The sequence below is a fragment of the Streptococcus salivarius genome, assembly GCF_000785515.1.
Classification (GTDB): domain Bacteria; phylum Bacillota; class Bacilli; order Lactobacillales; family Streptococcaceae; genus Streptococcus; species Streptococcus salivarius.
This window is the reverse complement of record NZ_CP009913.1, coordinates 1,290,929-1,303,571: the sequence shown is the minus strand read 5'-3', so window position 1 is coordinate 1,303,571 and position 12,643 is coordinate 1,290,929. Positions and strand designations below refer to the sequence as shown.

General features: G+C 40.7%; 12 protein-coding genes. 7 read left to right on the top strand and 5 right to left on the bottom strand.

What is annotated here, in order from left to right; all coding sequences use genetic code 11:
- Positions 1 to 76: 76 nt before the first annotated feature.
- Positions 77 to 1,063 carry an L-lactate dehydrogenase gene (locus tag SSAL8618_RS06265; RefSeq protein ID WP_038676201.1) on the bottom strand — a complete coding sequence of 329 codons (987 nt, stop codon included), beginning with the start codon at positions 1,061 to 1,063 and terminating at the stop codon, positions 77 to 79.
- 221 nt (positions 1,064 to 1,284) lie between these two features.
- On the opposite strand from SSAL8618_RS06265, the gene gyrA reads away from it, so the two are divergent.
- The 5 genes from gyrA to SSAL8618_RS06240 all read left to right on the top strand — a co-directional run bounded on the left by gyrA (position 1,285) and on the right by SSAL8618_RS06240 (position 7,438).
- A complete protein-coding gene (gyrA, locus tag SSAL8618_RS06260) occupies positions 1,285 to 3,753 on the top strand; it encodes a DNA gyrase subunit A (RefSeq protein WP_038676199.1) in 2,469 nt (822 codons plus the stop codon).
- Positions 3,753 to 4,514, top strand: a complete 762-nt coding sequence (locus SSAL8618_RS06255; protein ID WP_038676197.1) for a class A sortase — start codon at positions 3,753 to 3,755, stop codon at positions 4,512 to 4,514. Before gyrA ends, SSAL8618_RS06255 begins: the two co-directional genes overlap by 1 nt.
- Before the next feature lie 37 nt (positions 4,515 to 4,551).
- Positions 4,552 to 4,953, top strand: a complete 402-nt coding sequence (gene gloA2 / locus SSAL8618_RS06250; RefSeq protein ID WP_038676193.1) for an SMU1112c/YaeR family gloxylase I-like metalloprotein — start codon at positions 4,552 to 4,554, stop codon at positions 4,951 to 4,953.
- A 114-nt stretch (positions 4,954 to 5,067) separates the two neighbouring features.
- Entirely contained in the window at positions 5,068 to 6,036 is a 969-nt protein-coding gene (locus SSAL8618_RS06245; RefSeq protein ID WP_038676191.1) for a DUF1002 domain-containing protein, read from the top strand.
- Between the two features lie 139 nt (positions 6,037 to 6,175).
- On the top strand, positions 6,176 to 7,438 hold the full coding sequence (locus tag SSAL8618_RS06240; protein WP_038676189.1) for an NRAMP family divalent metal transporter: 1,263 nt from the start codon (positions 6,176 to 6,178) through the stop codon (positions 7,436 to 7,438).
- A gap of 126 nt (positions 7,439 to 7,564) precedes the next feature.
- On the opposite strand, the gene SSAL8618_RS06235 is transcribed toward SSAL8618_RS06240, so the two are convergent.
- The 4 genes from SSAL8618_RS06235 to yghU all read right to left on the bottom strand — a co-directional run bounded on the left by SSAL8618_RS06235 (position 7,565) and on the right by yghU (position 10,646).
- Positions 7,565 to 7,807: a type B 50S ribosomal protein L31 gene (locus tag SSAL8618_RS06235; RefSeq protein WP_003093591.1), complete on the bottom strand. Its 243-nt coding sequence runs from the start codon at positions 7,805 to 7,807 to the stop codon at positions 7,565 to 7,567.
- Positions 7,808 to 7,913: 106 nt separating this feature from the next.
- Positions 7,914 to 8,846, bottom strand: coding sequence for an FAD:protein FMN transferase (locus SSAL8618_RS06230; RefSeq protein WP_037611409.1), 933 nt, complete (start codon positions 8,844 to 8,846; stop codon positions 7,914 to 7,916).
- Positions 8,833 to 9,777 (bottom strand): DHH family phosphoesterase, encoded by a 945-nt coding sequence (locus tag SSAL8618_RS06225; protein ID WP_004182107.1) that lies wholly within the window; start codon positions 9,775 to 9,777, stop codon positions 8,833 to 8,835. The genes SSAL8618_RS06230 and SSAL8618_RS06225 overlap by 14 nt, the downstream gene beginning before the upstream one ends.
- Before the next feature lie 80 nt (positions 9,778 to 9,857).
- Complete coding sequence (gene yghU / locus SSAL8618_RS06220) at positions 9,858 to 10,646, bottom strand: glutathione-dependent disulfide-bond oxidoreductase (RefSeq protein ID WP_004182115.1); 789 nt, start codon at positions 10,644 to 10,646, stop codon at positions 9,858 to 9,860.
- 175 nt (positions 10,647 to 10,821) lie between these two features.
- Between yghU and add the strand changes: the two genes are divergently transcribed.
- A complete protein-coding gene (gene add / locus SSAL8618_RS06215; RefSeq protein WP_004182124.1) occupies positions 10,822 to 11,832 on the top strand; it encodes an adenosine deaminase in 1,011 nt (336 codons plus the stop codon).
- A 185-nt stretch (positions 11,833 to 12,017) separates the two neighbouring features.
- Positions 12,018 to 12,626, top strand: a complete 609-nt coding sequence (locus SSAL8618_RS06210) for a thymidine kinase (RefSeq protein WP_004182098.1) — start codon at positions 12,018 to 12,020, stop codon at positions 12,624 to 12,626.
- Positions 12,627 to 12,643: the final 17 nt, after the last annotated feature.

Genomic DNA, 12,643 nt, shown 5'->3' with positions numbered 1-12,643 from the left:
CAACCGAATTAGCTGTTTTTTCTTTAAAATACTAAAAAAGCCTCCTATTGGAGACTTTTATTTTACTAATCTTAAATTAGTTTTTTGAAGCTTCTTGGAATTCAGGGTTTTTCCATGCTTCATCAATGATAGCTTGCAATTCATCAGCAGAAGCTTTCATTTTTTGTTGTTCAGCATCGTTCAATGGGATGTTTACTGGACGTACGATACCGTGTGCACCTACGATAGCAGGTTGACCGATAAAGACGTTGCTTACACCATATTGACCTTCTTGGAATACAGACAATGGAAGTACTGCATTTTCATCGTCAAGAATAGCTTTAGTGATACGTGCAAGAGCTACGGCGATACCATAGTAAGTAGCACCTTTTTTGTTGATGATTGTGTAAGCGGCATCACGAACACCTTCGAACAATTCAACCAATTCAGACTCTTGAACGTTTTGAGTGTCTTTAAGGAATTCTTCAAGGTTTACACCGGCGATGTTAGCGTGTGACCAAACGGCAAATTCTGAGTCACCGTGTTCACCCATGATGTAGGCGTGAACTGAACGAGCGTCAACGTCAAGTTTTTCAGCAAGTGCTTGACGGAAACGAGCTGAGTCAAGTGAAGTACCTGAACCGATAACACGTTCTTTAGGGAAGCCTGAGAATTTCCATGTTGAGTAAGTCAAAACGTCAACTGGGTTAGCAGCTACAAGGAAGATTCCTTTGAATCCTGATTCAACAACTTGAGTAACGATTGATTTGTTGATTGCAAGGTTTTTACCAACAAGATCAAGACGAGTTTCACCTGGTTTTTGTGGAGCACCAGCAGTGATAACTACAAGGTCAGCATCCGCACAGTCTTCGTATTTAGCTGCATAGATTTTTTTAGGTGAAGTGAAAGCAAGCGCGTGGCTAAGGTCAAGCGCATCACCAACAGCTTTTTCGAACAATTGTGGAATTTCGATGATACCAAGTTCTTGAGCGATACCTTGGTTTACAAGTGCGAAAGCGTAAGATGAACCTACGGCACCGTCACCAACGAGGATGACTTTTTTGTGTTGTTTAGTTGCAGTCATGGGTCTAAACATCTCCTTATTTTTTAATTGGGTTACCCCGTACACTGCTTATTCTACCACTTTAAGTGATAGATGTCACGAAATAATAAGTAATTATTGGATGAAAGCGTTTTACACAAATGAAAAATAAAGCGTTTTATGGTATAATAATATAGAAATTTTCTATACTCTTTTATTAGAGTTTGGAATGATTTGAATGAAAGAAAAGAGGCATTTTTAGAGTGCAAGATAATAATTTAATTGACGTTAATTTGACGTCTGAGATGAAGACGAGCTTTATCGATTATGCCATGAGTGTTATCGTGTCTCGTGCTCTTCCAGATGTTCGTGACGGTTTAAAACCGGTACAACGTCGTATTCTTTATGGAATGAATGAGCTTGGGGTGACACCTGATAAGCCACATAAAAAATCTGCCCGTATTACCGGGGATGTCATGGGTAAATATCACCCACACGGAGACTCATCTATCTATGAAGCCATGGTCCGTATGGCGCAATGGTGGAGCTACCGTTACATGTTGGTTGATGGTCACGGTAACTTTGGTTCTATGGACGGCGATGGGGCTGCCGCTCAGCGTTATACTGAGGCGCGTATGTCTAAAATCGCTTTGGAGATGCTCCGTGATCTCAACAAGAATACCGTAGATTTCCAAGATAACTATGATGGATCAGAACGTGAGCCAATCGTTCTTCCGTCACGTATTCCCAACCTTCTTGTCAATGGTGCGACAGGGATTGCCGTTGGTATGGCGACTAACATTCCACCACATAATTTGGCTGAAACGATTGATGCTGTCAAATTGATGATGGATAATCCTGAAGTCACAACGCGTGAACTGATGGAAGTTCTTCCTGGGCCAGACTTCCCAACTGGAGGCTTGGTCATGGGGAAATCTGGTATTCACAGAGCATACGAGACTGGTAAGGGTTCTATTGTCCTTCGTTCACGTACTGAGATTGAAACAACTAAATCAGGTCGTGAGCGTATTGTTGTCACTGAGTTTCCTTACATGGTCAATAAGACCAAGGTTCATGAACATATCGTGCGTTTAGCTCAAGAAAAACGTATTGAAGGGATTACAGCAGTCCGTGACGAGTCTTCTCGTGAAGGGGTACGCTTTGTCATCGAAGTGCGTCGTGACGCTTCTGCCAATGTTATCTTGAACAATTTGTTCAAATTAACGCAACTTCAGACTAACTTTAGCTTCAACATGTTGGCCATTGAAAAGGGTGTTCCTAAAATCCTTTCCTTGCGTCAAATCTTGGCTGACTATATTGCGCACCAACAAGAAGTTGTGGTTCGTCGTACACAGTTTGACAAGGATAAGGCTGAAGCACGTGCCCACATTTTAGAAGGTTTGCTGATTGCTCTTGATCATTTGGATGAAGTGATTACGATTATCCGTAATAGTCAAACTGATGCTGAGGCTCAGGCTGAGTTGATGGATCGCTTCGAACTCACAGAACGTCAAAGTCAAGCCATTCTTGATATGCGTTTGCGTCGTTTGACAGGTTTGGAACGTGATAAGATTCAAAATGAGTACAATGATCTCCTTGCCTTGATTGCTGATTTAGCTGATATTTTGGCAAAACCAGAACGTGTCATTGCTATCATCAAGGAAGAATTGGACGAAAGCAAGCGTAAATTCGCGGATGCGCGTCGTACCGAGCTGATGGTCGGGGAAGTCATTTCTCTTGAAGATGAAGATCTCATCGAAGAGGAAGATGTCGTTATCACTCTTTCAAACAAGGGGTATATTAAACGTTTGGCTCAAGACGAGTTCCGCTCTCAAAAACGTGGAGGTCGCGGAGTCCAAGGTACTGGTGTTAACGATGATGACTTTGTTCGAGATATTGTCTCAACAAGCACTCATGATCACCTTTACTTCATGACTAATAAGGGGCGTGTATACCGTCTCAAGGGTTATGAAATACCTGAGTATGGTCGTACAGCCAAAGGCTTACCTATTGTCAATCTCTTGAAGTTGGACGAAGGTGAGACCATTCAAACTGTCATTAACGCTAAGAGTGATGAAGCTTCTGAAAATAATCATCTTGTCTTTGTAACTCGCCAAGGTCTGGTTAAACGTACCAAAGAAGCAGAATTTAAGAACATCCGTCAAAACGGTTTGATTGCCTTGAAACTTAGAGAAGGTGATGAGCTAATCAATGTCTTCTTGACCACTGGTAATGAAGAAATTGTCATTGGTACCAAATTTGGTTACAGTGTACGCTTCAAAGAGGACACTATTCGAAGCATGAGCCGTATGGCTGCCGGTGTTAAAGGTGTCACTCTTCGTGATGGTGACCAAGTTGTAGGTGCAGCTGCCATTACAGAAGACCAAGAAGTCTTGATTATCACTGAAAAAGGTTACGGTAAGCGTACCTCAGCTACTGAGTACCCAACGAAGGGACGTGGTGGTAAAGGTATCAAGACTGCTAATATCACAGAGAAGAATGGTAACCTAGCAGGTATTGTCACAGTGTCTGGTGATGAGGATATCATGGTCATCACCGATACAGGTGTTATCATCCGTACTGCCGTTGCTAATATCTCTCAAACTGGTCGTGCAACTCAAGGGGTTAAGGTCATGCGTTTGGATGACTCTGCTCGTATTGTAACCTTTGCTTTAGTTGAGCCAGAAGAAGTTGAACAAGCTTCCGAAGACCAAGAAAGTGGTGACAACTAATGAGCAAAGATAAGAAAAATAAAACAACAAAGAAACGCCCTAAGTGGCTGGATATTCTTCGCTGGGTGTTGATTGTTGTTCTCTTGGTTGTTGGTTTAGCCTTGATTTTCAATAAGTCTATTCGAAACACAGTAATTGCTTGGAATACAAATAAGTATCAAGTGAGCAAGGTTTCTAAAAAGACTATTGAGAAAAACAAGGAAGCTAAGACGAGTTTTGACTTTGATACCGTTAAATCAATTAGCACAGAGTCTGTCTTGCAGGCACAGATGGATGCTCAGGAACTTCCTGTCATTGGTGGTATTGCCATTCCAGAGGTAGGTATCAATCTTCCTATTTTCAAAGGACTTGGTAATACTGAGTTGACCTACGGTGCTGGAACTATGAAAGAAGACCAAGTCATGGGTGGTGAAAATAACTATTCACTAGCTAGTCACCACGTCTTTGGTATTGCTGGTGCATCTGACATGCTATTTTCACCGCTAGATAAGGCTAAGGAAGGCATGAAAATTTATCTTACGGATAAAAATAAGGTCTATACTTATGTCATTAGTGAGGTCAAGGTCGTCCAACCAACCGAAGTAGCAGTGGTTGATGATACACCAGGCAAGTCTGAAGTTACTTTGGTAACTTGTACGGATGCTGAAGCAACCCAACGTACAATAGTCAAAGGTGAATTGAAATCGCAGGTAGATTTTGACAAGGCAAGTTCAGATATTATTGAAGCCTTTAATAAATCATACAATCAATTTCAAAGTTAAGAAAGGGGCCCTCGGGCCTTTTTCTATGGAGGAAAATATGTTTTTAAATACAGTGCACCATGTTGCTATTATTGTTTCTGATTATGACTTGTCTCGAGATTTTTATGTTAATAAACTTGGTTTTGAGATTATTCGGGAAAATCACCGTCCGGAACGCCATGATTATAAGTTAGATCTACGTTGTGGAGATATAGAACTTGAAATCTTTGGCAATAAGACAAGTGATCCGAACTATGTGGAGCCACCCAAACGCCCGTCTTATCCTGAGGCATGTGGCTTACGTCATTTAGCTTTCAGAGTGACTAATATTGAAGAGGTTGTCAAGAGTTTAGAAGAAAAGGGTATTTCCTGCCAACCCATCCGCAAGGACACTTTTACCGGTGAAAAGATGACTTTCTTTGCTGATCCAGATGGTCTCCCCTTGGAGCTGCACGAGTAGTTTTTTTGACCCTAATTATTTAAGTCATGGTATAATAGGTGAACGGCTGAGCCTAGAGTCAGTCGTCCTTTAGGAGATTATGGAATAATATTCTATTTTCGAAAGGAAACACACATGAAATTGAAAAAACTTCTTGTTACTGGGATGGCTATATTGGCTTCAGTAACAGCTTTCACTTCGGTTGCTCAAGCAGCAACCTCATCACAAGTCCAAAAGGTTATTGATGAATCCTATGTTCAGCCTGATTATGTGATGGGCTATTCCTTGTCAGAGGATCAGCGTAATGAAACCCTGAATTTACTGGGATATGATAGTAGTAAGGATACCAATGTTAAGACACTTACGACATCAGCTTATGCAAAAATTATGAACGTTGCTGACGATTCTAGTCTTCAGCTATATTCTTCAGTTAAGATTGCTAAGCTAGGTGCTAAGGAAACCTTGAGTGTAGAGATTGTGACACCGCAAAATATCACGAAAATCACTCCAGATATGTACCGTAATGCTGCAACGACACTTGGTATCGAACACGCCAAGATTACGGTAGCAGCACCAATCGCAGTTACTGGAGAAAGTGCCTTGGCTGGTATTTACTATTCGCTTGAGCAAAATGGGGCTAAGGTTTCTGATGAAAGCAAAGAGCTTGCGCAGGAGGAACTTAAAACCCTTTCTCAAATTAATGAGGAAAATTCAGGCAAGAGTGACTATGATGCCGACAAGCTTAATGTAGCTATGACTGATATTAAGTCAGCAGTTGCTGATAAAGGGGATAAGTTGACTGAAGACCAAGCTAAAACGATTGTTCAGCAGACTATCAATAATTACAACTTGGATCTTTCTGATACGCAAATTAACCTTCTAGTGAATTTTGCTATGAATTTATCTAAGTCTTCAATCATTGACAGTGCTAGCTTTAAGTCAAGCTTGAGATCACTTAAAGATTCTATCGTTTCCAAAGCTGGTAATACTTTCTCTGGAATTAACTTAAACTTTAATGCCAACAAAGCGGTTGAGAACAGCAAAAATATCTTTGCACAAATCTGGCAAGCTATCGTAGATTTCTTTACAGGACTGTCTAAATAGTAAAAGAGCTATCCGTTTGGATGGCTTTTTTCTATTTTTCAGAAAAATGTGAAATACTATTGAAATTATTCCAACAATTGTGTAAAATGGTAAACATCAATTCAGATTATTCTGAAAATTTGTTTTAGGAGATTTTCTTATGTCACAAACAAGTGCAACTAGTCAGTCTACCTGGCGTAGTAAAATAAAAGCAATGGGACCTGGTATCCTAATGGCTTCAGCGGCCGTAGGTGGATCCCACATTGTTTCATCAACCCAAGCGGGTGGTTCTTATGGATGGGCCTTGCTAGGCTTGGTTATTCTTGCTAACCTCTTTAAATACCCATTTTTCCGTTTTGGTGCTGAGTATACCGCAGATACGGGTAAAACCCTCGTTGAAGGTTATGCTGAGAAAGGTAAGTTCTATCTTTGGGTATTCTTCATTTTGAATGTCTTCTCAGCCTTGGTTAATACTGCGGGAGTTTCTATTCTTTGTTCAGCCATCATTGCTAGTGCCTTTCCAATGCTTGGTTTGACTATTACCACATGGTCAATCATTTTGGTTGCCATTATCTGGGGGATGTTACTCTTTGGTGGTTACAAACTTCTTGATGGTATGGCCAAATGGATTATGTCAGCTTTGACTATTGCAACAGTAGCAGCAGTTATTATTGCGGCAATCAAACATCCAGAGTACAGTGCTGACTTCGTTGAAAAAACACCATGGCAGCTCGCAGCCCTTCCATTTATCGTTTCACTTCTTGGATGGATGCCAGCACCAATTGAAATTTCAGCCATTAACTCACTTTGGTCAGCTGAGAAAAAGAAAACTGTTGATTTCAACACTGATGATGCCCTCTTTGACTTTAACGTTGGTTACATCGGAACAGCTATTCTTGCGGTATTCTTTGTAGCACTCGGTGCTCTTATCCAGTACCCAACTGGTAAACCAGTAGAAGCAGCATCAGCTAAGTATATTGCACAGTTTGTTGGTATGTACGCATCAGTGCTTGGTGAGTGGTCACGCTATTTGATTACCTTTATCGCTTTCTTGTGTATCTTTGGTACTGTAATTACCGTTATTGATGGTTACTCACGTGTTAACGAAATTTCTCTTCGTCTTTTGTTTAACCAAAAAGAAAAAAATCAAACACCTTTGAATGTTTGGATGACCTTGACAGCTATTCTTGGTCTCATCATTATTTTCTTCTTCCAAGGTCAAGTAGCAACCATGCTTCGTTTCGCCATGATTGGTTCATTCCTTACAACACCTTTCTTTGCGCTTTTGAATTACGTACTTGTTACAAAAGAGAAGAAAGACCTTCCAACTTGGTTGAAAGGACTTGCCATTGCAGGTTTGATCTTCTTGTTCGGATTTGCCCTCTTCTTTATCTGGGCTTTGGCTATTGGTAAAGCAGGTTAATAGGAATAAACGGTTTCCATATGGAAGCTGTTTTTTTATTTTATAAATATGGGAGTAGGAGAGCTTATACCCAAGAGCATACAAAAAAACCATTCCAATCGGAATGGTTTAACAACAAGATGTTGCTTATTTGAGACCGTATTTTTTGTTGAAACGATCCACGCGTCCGTCTGCTTGTGTGAATTTTTGACGGCCAGTGTAGAATGGGTGTGAATCTGATGAAATTTCTACACGGATAAGTGGGTAAGTTTCACCTTCGAATTCAACTGTTTCGTTTGAGTGTTTAGTTGAACCGCTAAGGAATTGGTAACCAGTAGTTGTGTCCATGAATACTACTTGACGGTAATCTGGATGGATATCTTTTTTCATGTTAAAATATTTCCTTTCTGCCATGGTACTTTCCGCACCATAGTTTTTTTTAACTATTTTAGTTTATCAAAAGGTGGTCTACTTGACAAGTCTTTTTTACTATTTTTTAGGAAATTCGCATTTTGTAAATGCCACCTGTCTGAAAGCAGTGATTGTCTTTATCAACGATGATTGCTTCAAGCTCAGCTTGTGAACTAACTTCTTGGAATATGTGTTCGAGACTAGAGCCAAATAAGCGGGTTGTCCAAATTTCACCGTCCACTGAGAGGGATGAAATAATGGTAAGGCTGGCTAGGTCACTGGAGACTGGATAACCAGTTTGGCTATCAAAAATATGATGGTAGGTTTTGCCATCTATCTCAAAAGTACGTTCATAGATTCCCGAAGTGACAACAGACTGGTCTCTTATAGCAAGCACCATAAGATTTGTGTTTCTTGTCTCCTTAGGATTTTGAATACCAATGCGCCATTTTTGGTCAGGATTATGGAGAGCTGGTCCAAAGGTTAGGACATTACCTCCGAGATTGATTAGGGCGCTGGTTACTTTTTTAGCTTTAAGAAAATCTGCAATACGATCTGCAATATATCCCTTTGCCAGAGCACCAAGATCAATTTTCATCCCTTTTTCTTTGAGAAAAACACTTTGATTTTCCTCGGATAGAAGAATGGCGTTGGGATTGATGATATCTAGGAGCGGACGAATTTCTTCAGGAAGAGGCAGCTTAGCATCAGAAAAACCAATGCGCCAAGTCTGAATGAGAGGCCCGATAGCAATATTAAGGTGACTTCCAGGTTGGCAGCTATGCCATTTTCCAAGAGAAATAAGTTCAAAAAGCTCTGGGTGAACTGTCACTGGATGTAAGCCTGCTGCCTTGTTAATTTTCATGAGTTCGGAACTGTCGTCATTGGCTGAGAAGCGCTTATTGTAGGTATGTAGAAGTGCTTCAACTTGGTCTAGCAGGGGTTCTGGTTCTTTATGATAGATAGAGACGTCAATCACAGTTCCCATGAGACGTACACGACGATTAGTGAGTTGCATGGGCAACTGTATCCTTGATTTCTTGATAGATTTGTTCGTTTTCTTCTAAGCTGTAGGAATTTGCCCCACTAGCTAGTGGGTGGCCGCCACCATCATGGCGTTTGGCAATCTCGTTGATGACAATGCTTTTACTACGTAGACGGACACGGTAATGTCCTTCAGGCTGCTCTACGAAAATAGCCCAAGATTCGACACAATCAATACGGCCTGGAGTTCCAACAATGGCAGAACTTTCAGCATCAGTGACATTGAATTCATCCAAAATCTTTCGTGTCAAGACAACTCGAGCTGCACCATTTTCATCGACTTCTAGATTATCGAAAACATAACCTTGTAGTTTAGCAATTTTGAAAGGAAAACTGTCCATACGACGAGCCATTGCTGCAAAATCAAAGTCGTATTCACGAAGTTTAGCCGCGATTTGAAGTGTTTTAGGAGTAGTAGATGGAAAGAGGAAGCGACCTGTATCGCCAACAATACCATTGTAGAGAACACGCGCAGCAGCATCTGACAAGGAAAGGCCAAGGCTGAGGGCCCAGTCTGTCACAATTTCGCTGGCGCTTGAAGCAGTCGTATCAACAAGTAGAAGGTCACCGTAGGCATCATCGTTAGGATGATGGTCAATTTTGATAAGGAAGTCACCTTTATCATAACGATCGTCGTCGATACGAGGGGTGTTGGCAGTATCGGTAACAATAACAAGTGCCCCTTCATAGTCTTGATCAGCTACCTCGTCCATCTCAGCAATCCAAGATAAGGTAGGTTCATTGACACCTGTCGCAAGAACCTTTTTATCTGGAAAGTTTGTTTTTAAAATTTCCTTCAGTCCTACCTGACTACCAATGGCATCTGGGTCAGGTCTTTGGTGGCGGTGGATAATAATAGTGTCGTAGGCTTTGATTTTTTCTAAAATAGCTTGAAATACAGTCATGAATGTCTCCTTGTGATTTTGCTTCTATTATATCATGAAACAATAGAAAAACGGTTAGCCTAGGCAAACCGTTATAAAAATTAGATTTCTTTATAGTCGACTTCAAGTCCTCGTTTAACTGCTGGACGGTCGGCAATTTTTTCAGTCCAAGCTTGAAGATGCTTGTATTCTTTAACATCAAGGAAAATACCAGCCTTATCCCAAATCTTATCTTGAGCAAGACGGCCATACCAAGACCAGATAGCGATATCAGCGATAGTATATTCATCGCCAGCAATATAAGGTTTGGTTGCTAATTCTTTATCGAGCAAGTCGAGTTGGCGTTTGGCTTCCATGGCAAAACGGTTGATGGCATATTCGATTTTTTCAGGTGCATAGTGGAAGAAGTGCCCAAAGCCACCACCTAGAAAAGGAGCAGCACCTGTTTGCCAAAAGAGCCAGTTGAGAACTTCCGTACGTTTTCCGTGATCAGTTGGAATGAGTTTGCCGAATTTTTCAGCCAAGTAAAGGAGGATGTTAGCTGATTCGAAGACACGAACTGGTTGGTCTTCAGAGTAATCCATCATGGCTGGAATCTTTGAGTTTGGATTGATTGAAACAAAGTCTGAGCCGAATTGATCACCGTCACCAATCTTAATACGATAAGCGTCATAACCTGCTTGAGTTACACCAAGTTCTTTCAATTCTTCCAGCATGATAGTTGCCTTGATACCATTTGGTGTCGGAAGAGTATAGAGTTGGAAAGGTTGGTCACCTTTAGGTAAAGTTTGTTCAAAACGTGCACCAGCTGTAGGTTGATTGAGGCCACCCCAGGCACCTCCCATAGAGGTTGGGTTTTCCCAAACTTCTGGTAAAATATAGTCAGACATAAAGTTTCTCCTTGTATTCTTGATAGTTACATCCTAACAAAATGCTAATGGCATTTCAAGAATCTACTACGTCCTATTAGGAGCGGCACCTTGACTTTTTCCATAAGAATGATAAGATAGTAAAAATTAATTTTTATCTGATAAAAAAACATATTGTTTAGAGAGGAAGAAAAGAATGACTGCTATTGATTTTCATAAGTTGGCTAAAACAGAACTACACTGCCATTTGGATGGTTCTCTATCATTGGAAACCATTCGTCACCTAGCTGACTTGGCACAGATTGAGTTACCTGAGGACGATGCGGAGCTCAAACATCATGTGACAGCACCGGCTACCTGTGAGAGTCTCCTAGATTATCTTGAGGCTTTTGATTATATTCGTCCTTTGCTTCAAACAAAGGAAGCCTTGACTATTGCGGCTTATGATGTCGCAAAACAGGCTGCTCTTGAAAATGTCATCTATATTGAAGTGCGTTTTGCTCCAGAATTGTCAATGGATAAGGGATTGACTGTCGCTGAGACCATTGATGCTGTTTGTCAAGGCTTACGTCAAGCTCAAGAAGAATTTGGTATTGTAGCCAAGGCCCTAGTTTGTGGCATGCGCCAATCAGATCAAGAATTAACGGCTCGTATTCTTGATGAAGCAAATGAAGTTGAAAATAGTGACTTTGTTGGTTTTGATTTTGCTGGAGATGAACATCATTATGGACCTAAAGCGATTAAACCTTTGATTGAACAAGTCCAAAGTTACAACCGTCCGATGACTTTTCATGCTGGTGAGTGTGGTTGCCCTGCCTTTTTGGCTGAGTCGATTGCCATGGGAATTAAGCGTAATGGCCATGCAACGATTTTGGCTCAAGAACCCGAGCTTTTGGAAGAGTTTGTCAAAAATGGTGTCACAGGAGAGTTATGTTTAACAAGTAATCTCCAGACCAAGGCAGCTGTTACAGTTACTGATTTTCCTTATCTAAAAATGAAAGCGGCAGGGGCTAATATTACTATTAATACGGACAATCGTACCGTTTCTGATACAAACCTGACCAAAGAGTACGAACTCTATCACAAGCATTTTGATAGCTCAGTTCAAGACTTTTATGCTCATAATAAGACGGCAATTGAAGCTTCATTTGCCAGCGATGAGGAGAAAGAAGAACTTCTTGAAAAATTGGCTAAAGCCTATTCATAAGAAACTTTTAGACTGGTAAAACTTTATCAGGAAGATAAGATTGAGCCATTTGGAATACCAGTCAAACCTAGCATAAAAATAAGGGAGAGAGGCGAACTTTTTTCAAAAAATTGTTCAGTCTCCCTCCCTTTTACGCTTGGAATTATGATAAAATAAGTACAATACATATTTTAGAGGAGACTGGTTTGGCACAACTTTATTTTCGCTACGGCACCATGAATTCTGGGAAATCCATTGAAATTCTTAAGGTTGCCTATAATTACGAAGAACAAGGGAAACCAGTAGTATTGTTGACCAGTCGTTTGGATAATCGAGATGGGGTCGGCTATATCTCTAGTCGTATTGGCATGAAACGGAAGGCCTATCCTATTGGTGATGATACGGATATTTTTGGTTACATTGCTCATATGGATCCACGACCTTACTGCGTTTTAGTTGATGAGGCTCAGTTTTTGACCCGTGCGAATGTCTATGATTTGGCACGAATTGTTGATGAGTTAGATATCCCAGTGATGGCTTTTGGTCTCAAAAATGATTTTCAGAACAATCTCTTTGAAGGTTCTAAATATCTTTTGCTTTTGTCTGATAAGATTGATGAAATCAAGACTATTTGTCATTATTGCTCGAGAAAGGCAACCATGGTTCTTCGTATGGAAGATGGTAAGCCAGTTTATGAGGGAGCACAAGTTCAAATTGGAGGACACGAGAGTTATATCTCCGTTTGCCGAAAGCACTGGTTTAATCCACCTCAAGAAAACATAATCCCTTTGAATAAGGCTGAAAACGACTATTAGTTATATAAGGAGTAAAG